10 protein-coding genes and 1 pseudogene are annotated in these 15,131 nt (G+C 39.9%); 3 read left to right on the top strand and 8 right to left on the bottom strand.

Annotation, left to right across the window (positions count from 1 at the left end; genetic code table 11):
* Window positions 1-44: 44 nt before the first annotated feature.
* Window positions 45-2,555 (bottom strand): bifunctional diguanylate cyclase/phosphodiesterase, encoded by a 2,511-nt coding sequence (locus tag DRW07_RS07635; RefSeq protein WP_124027287.1) that lies wholly within the window; start codon window positions 2,553-2,555, stop codon window positions 45-47.
* A 174-nt stretch (window positions 2,556-2,729) separates the two neighbouring features.
* Between DRW07_RS07635 and DRW07_RS07630 the strand changes: the two genes are divergently transcribed.
* Window positions 2,730-3,794: a GGDEF domain-containing response regulator gene (locus DRW07_RS07630; protein WP_124027286.1), complete on the top strand. Its 1,065-nt coding sequence runs from the start codon at window positions 2,730-2,732 to the stop codon at window positions 3,792-3,794.
* Between the two features lie 86 nt (window positions 3,795-3,880).
* On the opposite strand, the gene DRW07_RS07625 is transcribed toward DRW07_RS07630, so the two are convergent.
* The 5 genes from DRW07_RS07625 to DRW07_RS07610 form a co-directional block, all read right to left on the bottom strand.
* Entirely contained in the window at window positions 3,881-4,687 is an 807-nt protein-coding gene (locus DRW07_RS07625; RefSeq protein ID WP_124027285.1) for a CPBP family glutamic-type intramembrane protease, read from the bottom strand.
* A gap of 524 nt (window positions 4,688-5,211) precedes the next feature.
* Entirely contained in the window at window positions 5,212-5,649 is a 438-nt protein-coding gene (locus DRW07_RS18605) for a DUF6653 family protein (RefSeq protein WP_476692361.1), read from the bottom strand.
* Between the two features lie 141 nt (window positions 5,650-5,790).
* A complete protein-coding gene (locus DRW07_RS07620) occupies window positions 5,791-7,074 on the bottom strand; it encodes a hypothetical protein (protein ID WP_124027284.1) in 1,284 nt (427 codons plus the stop codon).
* 125 nt (window positions 7,075-7,199) lie between these two features.
* Window positions 7,200-7,892, bottom strand: coding sequence for a LytR/AlgR family response regulator transcription factor (locus tag DRW07_RS07615; protein WP_124027283.1), 693 nt, complete (start codon window positions 7,890-7,892; stop codon window positions 7,200-7,202).
* A gap of 9 nt (window positions 7,893-7,901) precedes the next feature.
* Entirely contained in the window at window positions 7,902-9,593 is a 1,692-nt protein-coding gene (locus tag DRW07_RS07610) for a sensor histidine kinase (protein ID WP_124027282.1), read from the bottom strand.
* A gap of 260 nt (window positions 9,594-9,853) precedes the next feature.
* Here DRW07_RS07610 and DRW07_RS07605 point away from each other — a divergent pair, with 260 nt between their 5' ends.
* The gene (locus DRW07_RS07605) at window positions 9,854-10,732 is read left to right on the top strand and encodes an alpha/beta hydrolase (RefSeq protein WP_165870445.1); all 879 of its coding nucleotides are present in this window, start codon (window positions 9,854-9,856) and stop codon (window positions 10,730-10,732) included.
* A gap of 47 nt (window positions 10,733-10,779) precedes the next feature.
* Here the strand turns inward: DRW07_RS07605 and DRW07_RS07600 are convergent.
* Window positions 10,780-10,950, bottom strand: a pseudogene (locus tag DRW07_RS07600) (helix-turn-helix domain-containing protein); the annotation flags it as partial.
* Window positions 10,951-11,203: 253 nt separating this feature from the next.
* Here DRW07_RS07600 and pepF point away from each other — a divergent pair.
* Window positions 11,204-13,099, top strand: a complete 1,896-nt coding sequence (pepF, locus tag DRW07_RS07595; RefSeq protein ID WP_124027280.1) for an oligoendopeptidase F — start codon at window positions 11,204-11,206, stop codon at window positions 13,097-13,099.
* Window positions 13,100-13,345: 246 nt separating this feature from the next.
* Here the strand turns inward: pepF and DRW07_RS07590 are convergent, their stop codons facing one another.
* Window positions 13,346-15,085 carry a patatin-like phospholipase family protein gene (locus DRW07_RS07590; protein ID WP_124027279.1) on the bottom strand — a complete coding sequence of 580 codons (1,740 nt, stop codon included), beginning with the start codon at window positions 15,083-15,085 and terminating at the stop codon, window positions 13,346-13,348.
* Between the last annotated feature and the right edge of the window lie 46 nt (window positions 15,086-15,131).

Raw genomic sequence — 15,131 nt, 5'->3', positions numbered from 1 at the left:
CCATTGGCGAAAATAGTAAACTTCAGTGAATGGGCGGGCAGGGGTCAAATGTTTACTGTGGACTGGGCGCGCTTTTCTAAGAACGAAACAAAATGGGTCATGCTTATGGGTTTTGAAAAATAGTAGCCTTGGTAAAGGCTGCAGCCGTGCCGTTTTAAATAGTGAAATTGGCTTTCCGACTCCACTCCCTCTGCTACACACACGGCGCCCAATGCTTTTGACATATTAATAATAGCATCCACTATGGCATAGCTTTTTGACTCGTCGTTGCACTGTATATCGTCGATAAAATACTTATCTATTTTTATTTCCGAGATGGGTAATTCTTTTAAATAAGCAAGACTTGAATACCCTGTCCCGAAGTCATCAATTGAAAACCTGATCCCTCGTTCTGCTAATGTAGACATTGTTTCCTTTACCACGGCAATGTTGGAAATCAAAACGGTTTCTGTTATTTCAATAACAATGCGACTTGGGTCAATACCTTGCTTTTCCAAAGTGTTAATGAAACCGGAAGAAAAGTCTGGCATTAAAATCTGCTTCACACTGACGTTTATCGATACGGAAAGAGAAAAGCCTTTATCCTGTAATTGTTTTATAAATGCACAGGATTCTTCAATAACCCATTGGCCAATCTCTATAATTGCATTGTTTTCTTCCGCTAGGGGAATAAATTCCGCAGGGCTGATAAAACCCATGTCCTTATCGTTCCATCGTAGCAATGCTTCACAGGAAAACAGGTGTCCATCATTGTTAAACTGTGGCTGAAAGTGCAATGAAAGGCCACTGATTTTCTGTGGTTGTGAAAGTAAATTGTTTATTGCTATAAACCGGTTGTAAGCAGCAAACGCTTTGTCATCAATATGAAAGAATCCCATAGGAGAGTCTTGTTTTGCCACTTTTCTCGCATGCTCTAACACGCCCAGTACCGACTCAAAGCTATGCTGATCAGGATTACATACCGCACTGCCAACGCTTGCCGCGAGGCTGACTGTGTTATGTTTGATATCTAGATAGAAGTTCTGTGGGTCTAATAAAGTGTGCTTAATGTCTTCAAAAGACGCATCAGATAAGGTTTCAGGTGCATACAATTCATCAGACAGCAAAATAAACGAATCAGATTGATATCTAAAGATGGTATAGTGAAGAGGGATGACATTTTGAATGTTCTCGGCAATCTGCTTCATTGCACGGTCACCTTCTTTAAATCCATATTTTTGATTGAAGGTGCTCATCGCGTCTATATCGAGCAATAACAAATGTATATGCTTTGCTTCTCGCATAGCAAGATTCATAAGTTCCTGACAGACCACCTCAAACCAGCGAAAGTTTCTCAAGCCTGTTACGCTGTCGGTATAAGCTATGTTATAGATAGTGTCCTCAGCCTTTATCCTCTCGCTAATATCTCTAATCGTCCCTATGTATTGCACCTTTCCATCTTCTATCGATTCAGTGAGTGACAACTCCATCTGAAATATTTCGCCGTTTTTTCGTTGCGCAGGGAGTTGTCTACCAATCCCTATGATTTTTGCCTGCCGGGTTTTTTCAAAGTGGGCAATGTAACCGGAGTGCATACTCGCATGAGGTTCTGGCATTAGTAGGCACACGTTACTGCCAATTAACTCGTCGTCAGCATAGCCAAACATTTTGTTGGCTACTTGATTGCAATGGGTGATGATGCCCGAGGAGTTTATCGTAAGTATTGCGTCGTTTATGTTGTCAAAAATATTGGCTATTTTAGCTTTTTTCTCTTCGACGCTAAGCGTTAACAACTTTTGCTCAGTGATATCTTCAAAAGCACCATAGGCACGAATAACTTGCCCCTGAGAATCAAATTCTGGCGTACCCGTGGTTCTGATCCACTTTTTATTACCTGCATGGTCAAAAAACTCCAACTCTAAATCATAGCTTTTCCCTTCAGAGACAACCCGATTAAAAGCGGCTGTAATTATGGGTCTTTCATTTTCTGCATAAAAATTAATGGCCTGTTCCGGGCTCAATTGATGTTCAGAAGGAAGCCCATGAATACGGTAAATCTCCTCAGACCAATATACCTGACCGTTTTCGAAGTTATATTCCCATGCGCCTGTTTTTGAAATGGCCTGTATTTTGTCGACCAGTACCAGGTAGGATTCTAAACGCTTTTCACCGAAGCACTTTTGCACAAAAATACTGATTTTGTCTGCATACAAGGTTGTGAGTTTGTGTATGAGATCGGAGTTATTGGGTAGGTCAGGGCAGTAGCAGGCTAGCACGCCAATATTGTCTCCTTTACCATTTTTGATGGCGCAGCCAAGATAAATAGTGTTTTTTGAATCTTTCTCAGAGTAATAGCCCTCATGCAACACCTTTTCTGCCATTACAGGTAAGTCAATGTCTGCTTCACCGACAGTTAAAAGGGTAAAAATACCATTCTGTTTTATTGACTGCAGGCAAACACTGTATGCATTGATCTCTTCCTTGAGCTTTTCCATGTACGAGTACTGACGCTCTTTCTGATCTGCAACAATGTCAGAGAGCTCTTCTGTACCGAAACTGTCTTTGTATTTATACATACTTTACTAAACAACATGATTTATTGCTAAAACAGTTGTAATAGTAGCCTATGCACAAAAAGATGATTGGCAATGGTGTAAAAAAGTATGAAATTCAGGTGACAAGTGAAGTTAACAAGCTAGATTGCAGTTAATGGGTATCTGTTGCCAATTATATAGTTCATAGTCCAATAGATGGTGCTTGCAATCGTATTGCGATTTAGATTTATACATAGCTTGGAATACAAGCTGCCACTTGAATATCTCCTCTTGTGGTCTATTGTAACAATAGTATTTACATTAGGTTATAAAATGGATAGCTCGCTGAATTTATTGCGAAAAAAAGCAGAAAAAGATTTAGATAACACCACATACAAGAGCACTATTGTGGTTGTTGAAGACAGTGATATAGATGCAAATATCATTAAGGAAGTGTTATCACCGCTATACGTTGTAAAGCACTTTTCAACTGCTGAAGCAATGCTTGAGCATTTAAGCGAACTGACTGTGTCGCTTTTTTTGTTCGATTATAAATTACCTGGTTTGGACGGTATCGGTCTGTGTCAGCATATACGGGGACTTACTGATTATGAGCATACCCCCATTGTTATGTTAACGGGTGAGGCATATGCAAATTTCGAACATAAGTTCTGGGACGCAGGGTGTAACGACTTTATCGCTAAACCATACAGTGCAACAACATTACAGAAGCGTTTAGCAAAAGAACTTAAATACAATGCTCTGCTGGAAAAACATAAAGAAGCTTCGATGATTGACTCTCTGACCCAAGTTTTCAATCGACGCTATCTCGAAGTGGTTATGCAGCAATTGAGTGCACGCCATGAATCGCCTGAAGTATCGGTGTTGCTTCTGGATATTGATTATTTTAAAAAATATAACGACCGCTATGGTCACCTCGCTGGTGATGCTGCACTTGTCGTTTTTACGGACGCAGTGAAGGAAGCGCTGGGCCGTAAAACGGATTTTATCTCTCGTTGGGGTGGTGAAGAATTTGCAGTGGTTCTGCCTCATACCAACTACGATGGTTGTGTATTGGTAGCAAACCGAATAATGCAAATCTTATGTGAAGAGCGTATTCAGCATGAGGATTCACCAACCGGATATTTAACGGTTTCTATTGGGGGAGTTATGGTTAATGAAACCCCAAAAGATTGGAAAACATTATTCTTAGCAGCGGATAAAAACCTGTACGAGGCAAAAGAGCAAGGCCGTAATCAGCATGTTTTGAAAGTTCAATAATCTAGGATGTTGAAAAACGTCATTATTTCGTCGTTATCTCCTGTATATGTGTTGCCAAAAACTCCAGTTAAGCCTTTGGCAAGAGCTCACACCGCCTTATTTTCTATAGCTTTGTTTTTTTGCCACAAGCCATGAATGACTAATAATGAGAGCAATACACAGGTGGCGATAAAATATCTTTTGTCGTTACTGATAAAAGTAAATGAACCTGCAAAGAAAGCAATATTTCCAGTGGCATGAAATGCTGCTACTTGTAGTATTGACTTGTTGCGGTCAACGATACTTAAAAACAATACAGAAATGCCAACCAAAATGCCCCAATAAAACAAGTGTGAAGAGAAAGTGCCTGCAAGATAAAGTCCAGATTCAGTGGATTTTTTAAGAAATGAAAGGTGCCAAAACCACCAGACTGTTCCAATAACAATTGAACGCAAAACAAGTGTTAATGACTTAAGTGAGTTATTAAGATAGCCTCTCCATCCAATTTCTTCTCCGATAGTATACAGAATGAGGAGAGCGCCAAGTATAAGTCCAAAAAGATGCGGGTTAACTTTTTCGTTGTTTTCTACACCAATGACTGCCATCAATGCTGGTACTGCAAAAATCGATAAAATAGCACCTGTCTTCCAAGTACCTACCATGTTGAATTTAATGTTTTTGTGACTGGCTTTGCTGATAATAAAAGCTGCTATAGCGGGTCCCCAACCAATGCATACAACTACCAATGCAAAACGCTCTATAAAAGAAAGATCGATTCCTGTCAGGAAGTTAGTAACAGGCGGTCTGAAAAGACCACTCAGCAATGTGGAAAGAACAACGAATAATATAAGAGGAGTGAAATATATCGGTTTATGAGTTCTTATTTTATCTTTAGTTTTAATTAAAGTGGTCATGACACGTTTATAAGTTCATTGATCAATGGTCCTAGTTTAGTGTCTATGACGGGACGGTACATGTGCCTAAAGTAACTAAATTAAGACATGACTATTGTCAGCATGTAGAAGTTAAATATCTAAAAAAAGTTGTAAGTTGTAAGAGGATAGTGCGATAACACGCCAAACAATTTATTTTAATAGGGTTAAGGATTTTCATTTCTAATGTCGATTACCAAGTGCTGACATAGATGTCTTATTAGCAGATTCTTAATTTAACATAATATACATTATGCGAACTCTAGTATTTATCTGATTAGGGTGCTTATCTGTTGTCGAAATCAGTCGTTTTCGGGATTAATTCAGTGAACTGGGACTTTTGTAACCCAGCTCACTTATCTATATATTTTTTATCACGTACAAATTACACTCTTTTTTTAAATCGTGCGCTACGAGCTTAAAATGATTTTTTGTGGATATTGGTTTTGTTTCATCCACGTAGCGTCATCACAGAAAATCGTGTTCATCATTATTGGTTGTTTACATTAAGACATGTCAGACAACAGCCACACCATTCTGTCCAAAAACCAAAGTTTTAAAACTAGGAAAGTTGATGTTCCTGTCCATACCATGCTCTGAACTGTGTAGACGAGTCCCAACACAATTAGTAATAGACTGATAAACTGGCCACTAATGATGAGAGTAGCTGCATAAGAGTGCTTTTGAGGAACTTGACAGTTAGTGTTGTCCAACCACAGCTTTTCACCCAGTATTGATTTGGATGCCCATGATTTATTGTTTTTTGGAGCTGGAAATAATCTTGTACTCAAGAACAAAAAAACAAGTAACACTATAAATATTACCCAAAAAAATTCTGCTAGTGTTTCCCGCCACCATATCGTTAGGATAAGTAAAGGAAATACCAGTAGTCGAGAGAAAACGCTCGCTGGGTTGCCGTGCTTTTTCCATGTCTCGTTAGACATAAATAGTAGTTTTTCAATAACTTTTAAAGAGTTCATGATGATTCCTTTATATTGTTTCAGTGCAGATAAAAATTGATTGATTCATGATGCGACTGATTTGAGTCACGCTCATGAGGTAAGAGGTGTGACTCATACATGACATCAGTTCATTTCTGCCACAAAATAGTCCATTAAAGTGTCTAGATTGCTTAAGTAACCCTCAATTGTCTGGTCAACCCAATGATCCATTGGCTGACTTAGAGTTTGGCGAGAAGGGTCACCAAATTGCCAAAATTTAGTAGGGACGTAGAAAATCATGCCAGAGTTCGGCATTGTAAATTCATTTACATCACCGAATTGGCTGCCACTCCCTCCAGGCGGGACACCCCAAAACATAGCGTTAGTTTTATAGTCTAACTCGGCAACCAAATTTCCAGCGGCTGAAAATGTTTGCCTATCAGTAAATACATGTAATCTACCTTGAATATTAATAACAGGAGATTTAACGAATTCTATTAATTGCTCTACGAGTTGATTATTTCCTCCACTGTTTTGCCTTAGATCTATAACAATTTTGGCACTTGGTGACTCAATCAATAATTCTTGAACTTCTCTTGCAATATCGTCTAATGCTATGTTTCCTGAAGAATCAGTTATGGCATTTAGTTTTACATGGATAGTGTTCCATTGAGGGTAGAATTCAACCCAAAGGTCATTGCCAGGCTTTAGATAATTAACCAAGGCATTCTTGGGAAGTTTATTACTCGGTACTTCTGATAGTGGGAAATTGGTGGGGCTTGTTGCCAATACCCGCATATCGCTAATCTGGCCATTTCTCCTTTCGACCACGAAAGTAGTTTCCGTGGGCGAATTAGTAATCCCTAGCCCATTTAAGATTGAAGGATTGAGATAAGCAATGCTGCGCGCAGACTCTAAAGACTGCGCGTTGTCTCTGGGTAGCAAAGGGTCAAGTAGCTCATTGACATCAACAAGACTAAGTCCCTCTATTGCCAACAGTTTACTTCCTATAAACTCTTCATTTTCTGTGGTGGCATCAATCAGATAAATTCCGTCATCAAACTGGTGAAATTTTAAAGGAAGAATAAGACTGTCAGTACCTGCATAATAAGAAAGTGCCATGTGTCCATCTCTTTGTGAAGCAGGTAGCGCAAATACCTCTAATATTCGAACAAGGCGCTGATGAGCATCCAGCCCCCCAATATCATCAAGCAATTGTTGTTTAGCAGTTTCAAAATCTACCTCACTGACAGTATGGTAGATATCTGGGTGTACAGAAATCATTCTTTCTACCATATAATTGATGTCCGCACTCCAGCGCTCTTCTTCTGAGGGGTATTGAATGTCAGAAGTTTCACCGGTATTGCCGCCGCAAGCAGTGAAAAGACACACACTCAAGACAGAGATAGTTTTCTTTAAAAGATTCATAATTCGTTCCAGTTCATATCAAGGAACGCTACGATAGTATTTTAGGGTGATGAAACGATAACTTGTTTTGTGACTGGTCTGGAAAGCTAGTGAATGGTCGAATTTGCTATATTCGTAGACCTTTCTTATTTGATGATTGTATCCTTAAATTCAGAATGCATTTTTCTGCTGACTGGGATTTCATAACCCCCTTTAGTGGTTATTATGAGCTCTTTCCCCTGTTTAATTATTGATTGAGCATGCATCATGTTGATGATGTAAGACTTATGAACGCGTTTAAACATGCTCGGCAAAACCTGTTCAAACTTTCTCAGTGATTTGTCATGTAATACGGGACTGTCTCCTGTCATATATACCTCTGAGTAAACGTTATCAGCCTTGATAAAAATCACAGACGTCAAAAGATGTAACTCCAATTTTCCCCCACGTTTTAGGCTAATATACTTAGTGGATTGGTGAGCATTGTTTTCACCAAATCTTGATAGGGCTTCAAACAACCGCTGTCGCGTAAATGGTTTTGCAACAAAATCTAAAACACCATACTCAAATGCCTCAATGGCTCGATCGGTATTAGCTGATACGACAATGGTGTGAAAAGAACTAGATAAAACGCTTTTCAATAACTCAAAGCCATCGCGCCCTGCCAAATTTAGATCTAAGCAAAGCAAGTCAACGCTATTTTCCTGTATATACTCGTCGGCATCATCTAATGTCTGGAAACATTTCAACCCTGATAATTTGTCGCCAAAATAGTCTGCTATCAACCTTTGTAATCGATTCAAAACAACCTTTTCGTCTTCAACTATAACAATGTTCATGAATATTCCTTATTGTTTAATTTTTAGGTAGTTAATTCTGATGTCTGTAGTAAACGTCTCTTCTGTTTCATCTACCGAAAATTGCCAATGCTTTCCAAAGCACTGATTCAGTCGTGCCTCAATATATTTGGTGCCTGTTCCGGCCCCAATTTTCCTGAATTCTGACGTTCTATTTTTAGATTTGGGTGTTGTTAGGCGGATACTGTACTCAGTTAGGGATACCTTAGTCTGTATTAATTGAAATATAAGTTTTTGTTCAGTAAAAACGTTATGAGTAAATGCATTTTCAATCAGAGTATGTAAAATCCCAGGTGGAATCAGCACTTGACCATTACAAATATTTTTGCTCAACTCACACTCGCAATCTAGGCGCATTGACATCAATGATAAATGCTTTTCGCATAGGTCAATTTCCGATGACAATGGCACTAAGCGCTTGTTACTCATTTGTGCCATCATTCTGAACTCATCGCCTAGTAACGCTATAAAATTCATGCTTTTATCAACGTCAGTTTCCACCCACTCCATTAAAGAAGTAAGTGTGTTTAACAAAAAATGTGGTTGAATATGCTTTTTAAGTAACTCCGCATTCAGTTTTGCTTGTATATATTCAGCTTCTTTCAGTGCAATGCGACGTTCTCGTGTATTGATGGCCTGTGTGAGCAATATAAAACTGAATAAAATAGGAAAATAGATAAATAAGTCTTCCAGATTTTGCATGAAAATTGCGACAAGACATACTGCGATGCCCATTGATTCCAACCAAAAGCGTGATTGCTTAAGTGCTCCGTACCAAATACTGATATACAAAGAGAGTAAAAAACTACAACCCCATAGAATTTTTTCATCTGAGAGATCCACATAATTCATTGCAATAACAGTTGTAAATGAAGCACCAATTATCCATACCCACCAATAGGCAACTTTATGTTTGAGCAGAAAATATATTGGCAAGCTGTATAGGACAGTGATGGAAGAAAACTGCTCAACGAGAAGGTTAGTTATTTCAGAACTATAATCATATCCGACAAGATGGTCCCATTGTATAGCATAGCCATATACCATCATGCCCTGAAGGAGTACAAAGAAGATAAGGTGTTCGTATTGTTTATCATCAGAAAAAAAGAGGAATAAAAAATAAAGGCCGACTACAGATGCAATACTAACTAAAAGTGCGGGGATCAAACTCCAAACCCTTATGTATTTTGATTCAGCATCATAAGGTTTGAGCCATATTTCCCTTGTTAGCTTCATATTCGGTTCTGAGTAGTGGGTTGATGCCTTAAACCTAAGCTTATGATGCCCCGCTTTGATCATGTGATCTGGAACAAGGAAACTATTCCAAACCATCCCAGGTTGCTCACCCTCAATATGCATTGAGGGCATACCGTTGTTTCCAATTAGCTCATCATTAAAATATACGTCATATGCCGCTAACATATGAACTGTTAGCTCCCAGTCTTTTTGAGGAGGACGTTCTATCTCCAGACTAATAGGTATCTCTAACCAAAAAATGCCACTTTTAGGGTACGCTCGCACATTGCGGTCAAACTCTAACCAGTTGCTACTTTCTATTGTAGGTTTTGACCAATTTGGTGATTCTTGAGCATAGAATTTAAAGGATTGTGGTTGCTCTGCATTAATATTTGAGTAGGTGAACAGCAAAAACAGAAAAAATAAATACTTAGTGAAAAGGTGCATCTGTATTCCTGTCTGTACTAAAATATGAAAGCAAAAAAGTATTACAATATAGTAACTCCTCAAAGGATTTTAAGCAGTCCGTTTACATACGCAATTCCCCGTTCACAAATTGTTTTATCTATTACCAAACGTAGCAGAGTATTTCTATTGCCAGTAGTGGAATTGTCCTGAAGCCCCTTAAAGAGACTGGATAGTCAAATGGAGGTACTTCTTGCCCCTCTCCTACTGATTAATTACAAGAAATAAATTGGAGAAGCATTTTGAAAGTTGAACCCACAACGTTATTTATCCGTGGAAAAAGGGTTTGCTATTTAGATATCGGCCCTGAGAAAGGACGCCCTATTTTTTATTTTCACGGAACGCCAAGTAGTAGAATAGAGGTACAGCTATTCATAAATCATGCTAAAACACTTAATGTAAGGGTAATCGCGTGTGATAGACCAGGTTACGGCACATCTGACTTTAACACCAACTGGACCTTCTTAGAGTGGGCTAACGTTATCAAGGAAATCGCCGACCATCTTGATATCAATAAATTTGGAATACTTGGGTATTCTGGAGGTGGAGCAGCAGCACTAGCTTGCTCAATTCAATTTTCAGAGAGAATTACATTTTTAGGGCTTCTTTGCGCTTTCGCTCCAGTTGGAACATACCAGGCTAGCAGTCAACTAAATCGTGTAGATAGATTTTTTGCCAATATCGCACGAAAATTTCCAAGTACACTAAAAGTTGCTTTCCTTCCTATCAGTGTTCTATTTAAAAGATTTCCCAACTTAATGATAGAAATACTAAAACTCTGCGTTTCTGTGTCTGACAGAGAAATGTTGGATAATGAAAACTTTGCTAGGGTACTAATTGATTCACAACAAGAGGCCTTTTCCAATGGCACTACAGGAGCCGCACGAGAAGCTCTATTGCAATACACAGATTGGGGATTCAATCTTTCAGATGTGAATAATACTGTAGATATGTGGTTCGGCACACATGATGTATTTGTTGACTGCTTGATGTCTAAACACATTATGAGCAACCTAAAGCAAGTATCCACGTATACCCTGAATGGCAAGGGACACTTTCATTTAGATGTATTCGAGGAAATACTGAAGATTTTCGTAAATAAACATGACAGAAACGGTTAAGCCTCACCTTATACTTCTTACATTTAGCAAATGAAGCAGTGCCAAGTTCACGAATAGACTATTTGCACCAGCAATAACTGGCTCCGATACCGATTGGGTGTCATGCCCGTCTCTCTCTTGAATACCCGATAAAAGGTTGCTTTAGAATTAAATCCACTTTCTAGAGCAAGCTCCAATATATCCCTATTTTTCTCTTGATGAAGTGCATTTTTTAGGCGCTTAAGTCGCGACTTACTTTTTTTTCATTTTTTAAAGGTATGATGGGTGTAAAAAAACTGAGAGATGCCATTGTAAAATCTTGTTACTTATTTCATTTCACAATTCCTTGCTGAGGATAAACGTTCTGTTTAACTATTAACCTTTGGCCATTGATGTTTCACGTTCGTTTTTGTGTGCCCCGATGAGCGTCAGCTCCTAAGGCGTTAATGGTGAGAGTAATTCAACTGAATAGTATGAATATTAGGGATCAACATGAAAAAACATAACTTAAAAAGACGGGCTTTAGCGGTATTATGCTCTAGCGCCTTTGCACTAACAGCCATCTCGATGTCTGTTCAGGCTCAGGATGCATCAACCAAAGCAGACGAGCAATACACCTGGGACTTGACGCCTTTTTATGCCACAAAATCAGATTGGGAAAACGAGCTTGAGCGACTACGTGGCGAAATTGACGGCCTGTCGGCTTTTGCCGGTAAATTAGATAATGCACAAACTCTACTTGCAGCATTGGAAGCCCAGTCTGCTTTTTCAAAAGAGCTTTTACGATTATGGACTTACGCGTCTAATATTCAAAATACCAACTTAGCGAACCCAGAGGGTCAAGCTATGGTGGGTCGCCTAATGGCATTATTTCAAACGGCAAGTGCCGCTCAAAGCTTTTTTGCGCCAGAGGTAGTCGCGTTAGGTCAAGAGAAAATTGAACGATTTATAAGCAGCGAGCCAGGATTAAAAGACCATGCATTTTCATTGCGCAATACTATTCGTCAAGGTAAACACGTATTGTCGCCTGAGTCAGAGCAAGTACTTTCACTGTTGACTGGGGCGCTTTCAGCTCCCCAGAATGCACGAGATATGTTGGCTAATGCAGAAATTGAATGGCCGACTATTACGTTAAGTGATGGCACCGAAGCACATCTGACCAATGCGGGTTATACATTACATAGAGCAGACAAAGATAGAGAAGATCGCATAGCGGTTTTTGATGCTTTTTGGGCAAAGTATAAAGACTTTGAAAGTACTTTTGGCATAACGTTAAACGGTGAGGTACAAGCTAATGTCGCCACAAGTAAAGCCAGAAAATACAACAACACACTTCAATATTTCTTATCCGGTGACAATATTCCAGAAGAGGTTTACCGCACACTAGTAAAAGTGACCAATGATCGTATAGATGTATTGCATCGCTACTTTAAGCTTCGTGGCCGAATGTTGGGGATCGAAGACCTAGGCTATCACGATATTTACCCTGATCTTGTGCAAACAGATTTGTCCTTCCCCATTGATGAAACTCGGGAGCATATGTTGGCGTCATTGCGTCTCATGGGCGAAGAGTTTTCGGGAAAATTTGCCAAAGCATCAAGCGAACGCTGGATGCATGTTTACCCTCAAGCAGGTAAACGTTCCGGCGCTTATATGTCGGGCAGTGCATACGATGTTCATCCGCTGATACTATTAAATCACCAAGATGATTACGGCAGTGCGTCTACCTATGCACATGAATGGGGTCATGCGATGCACAAAGTGTTGACCAATGAAAATCAACCTTATGAGCTATCTAACTTCTCTATTTTTACTACTGAAATCGCTGCTATTGCCAAAGAATTACTGTTACAAGACCATATGCTGCAGCAGGCTAAATCCGAAGACGAAGAGCTATTTTATCTTGGGTATGCACTTGAGCAAATGCGTGGGACTTTTTTCCGTCAGGTAATGTTTTCTGAATTTGAACTGGCTATCCATGAAGAAGTAGAAAAAGGTGCTGCACTGACTGGCGCGCGGATGACAGAGATATACGGTGAAATATTGAAGCGGTACCACGGTCATGATGAAGGTGTAATGACAATCTCTGAAAGAGACATGATTGAATGGGCTTATATCCCTCATTTCTATTACAACTTCTATGTTTATCAGTACGCCACGTCGATCGCGGGCGCAGCTTACTTTGTTGATGAAATGAAAACTGGCGGCAAAAAAGGCGTAGATACCTACCTCAACTTTCTTAAAGCTGGCGGTAAAGATTATCCGGTTGAGATCTTAAAGGAAGCTGGGCTCGATATGACGAGTGCCGCACCTTACAATGCGGTCATCGATCGCATGGATGATGTAATGGATAAGATAGAAGCTATTTTAGATAAACGGGGCTCTTAAAAAGTCGATTAGCCACCATTGGTAAGGTAAAACAGAGGTTCTATCAATCTGTTTTACCTTATATTTTAAAGTACATATATCACAACCAGAGAAGCTGTTTCTAAATAAGCCCCCTACTCCATCAGTTGTTAGTCATATCCTTATTACTTCTTTATTCATTGAGGAATTATGTGTAGCGTTAATCAGTGATTTACTTCGTGCAAATCTTTCAGTGTCAGGCCATTTTGAAAATTAAACCGATGTTAATTAAAACAACCAGTATGGCAGCTTTAGTCCAAGGATCCGCGTTGGGGTAAGCTTGAGACCTTGCTTTACGTATACCCGTGAAAAAAACCATATCCCAGTGCGAAAAAACCACCCTACTCCCTCAGCTTTTAGCCATAATCTAGTGCGTTCTTTTACTCTTTGGTAAACCGCTTTTTTTATATCATTATTCACATCATGCATATCTGCATGACCCAAGTCCATTTCGGAAAGCATTTCGGTTGCCTGAGCAATATCGTTTGTTCGAGAAGCAACTGCTAGGGGTAAATGCTTATCTCTTATCAGTGCATCTTCCCGGCAGTTCAGGATGTGCTGGACCATACGCATGCCATTAACACGTCCAAGCAGGTAGTCATGCTCACGTAGATTTTCGTCAAAAAAGCCCATAAAAGCAGCGAGTTTTTCGCTGGCCAATTTATTTTTATTGGCTGTGATCGTATACACTTTCATTTGTTCACGGTTGTTTAGGTCGCCTGACTTTTCCAAAACTGCTACGCCTTTCAGCCAAACCGCTTTTGCTTCAGTATTCAAATCTATCTGGGCACTGTCATTTCGATATGCTACAGCCAGTCGCTGTAGGTTTTCTTCAACATCTGATTCATGGGAATAAAGCTGCAATAACATAGCGTCAAAGACTTTTTGGGTGGCCGCTATCTCTTGCTCGGTCATATTGGCAATAAACGATGCAAGACTTGCGGCGTGATCATCAAGGCGCTTAATTTTTTCGTTAACTGAATCTATCTGCATCCACTCCTGAAAACGGCCTTGCCAAAAAACACTCTTTACCATTCTTTTGGCAGTCTCTGCCATGGATGTGTTTTCATCAATGTGGAAGCGTAAATCCTGAACGCTCTCTTTCGCACTGGGAGAAATATATATGTAAAAACGCTTTTCATAGTCTTCAGGCGTTTTATCGATTCTGTCGGCTAAGGCTCTGGCCATCCCTAAGGGATAATTATTAAATGCGCCGCCATCCATGTAATAAAATGCGTGGTCTCTATCGGTATTATTAGGGGTAAAGGGCGAAGCCCCTCTGTCCCGGTAATCTAGTGGCTCATTTTGCCAGTTTCTGAATAAACCAATGGGGGAAAATGCAACAGGGAACGCACCACAACCCCGAGCAGCAAGAATGATGTCATTCCAGACTTCCTTACTGTATGGGCCTGCCAATGTCCGGGTGAATCTGTCTTGAAAACGGGTTTGCACAAACTTGCCCTGATCCAGTCCTTCCTCACCCGACGAAAATACTTTTACCTCATAATCCACACCATTGAGATTCGCCATTGCCAAACCCAGCTTGATTTCCTCAGCGGCAACTGGATGTGGCTCTGAAACATCAGGTAAAGCTGCCTGCCGGCGTGTGATAAGTTCATGGGCTATGTTGCCTACAAAATTAGAGGAAAGCAGTGATGTTCGGGTGAGGTCACCTTCATGAGGTGTGAGTAACCCCTGGATATCGACCATTTCTACCCAAGCACGATAACCAGCATTAGTTTTATCACCGCGCAACATTTCAGGATCGTACAACAATTTATGTGCAATCAGCGCGGCCGTCATACCGCCGGCAGAAGCCCCGGTTAAGACATCAATTTTTATTTTAGAATCATCTGAAGCCAGCTTGTTGTGTTCTTCAAACGCTTTAATCAATTCGTGGAGGGTACCCGCTTCGTATGATCCCAGGCTGACAGCACCCGATATAGCAACAGCAACGCGATACGTCATTGAACACTTCCTTATGTACCATGAGTTTTCACTAACGTAACGCGTT

It is taken from the genome of Paralteromonas sediminis, from assembly GCF_003820355.1.
Taxonomy (GTDB): domain Bacteria; phylum Pseudomonadota; class Gammaproteobacteria; order Enterobacterales; family Alteromonadaceae; genus Alteromonas_F; species Alteromonas_F sediminis.
The sequence above is the reverse complement of the archived record's forward strand: the minus strand, read 5'-3'. Positions and strand labels throughout refer to the sequence as shown.

Bases quoted from the DNA above. Each gene is read 5' to 3' on its own strand.
- DRW07_RS07635 (WP_124027287.1), bottom strand. From the start codon at position 2,555: ATGTATAAATACAAAGACAGTTTCGGTACAGAAGAGCTCTCTGACATT.
- DRW07_RS07630 (WP_124027286.1), top strand. From the start codon at position 2,730: ATGGTGCTTGCAATCGTATTGCGATTTAGATTTATACATAGCTTGGAA.
- DRW07_RS07625 (WP_124027285.1), bottom strand. From the start codon at position 4,687: ATGACCACTTTAATTAAAACTAAAGATAAAATAAGAACTCATAAACCG.
- DRW07_RS18605 (WP_476692361.1), bottom strand. From the start codon at position 5,649: ATGTCTAACGAGACATGGAAAAAGCACGGCAACCCAGCGAGCGTTTTC.
- DRW07_RS07620 (WP_124027284.1), bottom strand. From the start codon at position 7,074: ATGAATCTTTTAAAGAAAACTATCTCTGTCTTGAGTGTGTGTCTTTTC.
- DRW07_RS07615 (WP_124027283.1), bottom strand. From the start codon at position 7,892: ATGAACATTGTTATAGTTGAAGACGAAAAGGTTGTTTTGAATCGATTA.
- DRW07_RS07610 (WP_124027282.1), bottom strand. From the start codon at position 9,593: ATGCACCTTTTCACTAAGTATTTATTTTTTCTGTTTTTGCTGTTCACC.
- pepF (WP_124027280.1), top strand. From the start codon at position 11,204: ATGAAAAAACATAACTTAAAAAGACGGGCTTTAGCGGTATTATGCTCT.
- DRW07_RS07590 (WP_124027279.1), bottom strand. From the start codon at position 15,085: ATGACGTATCGCGTTGCTGTTGCTATATCGGGTGCTGTCAGCCTGGGA.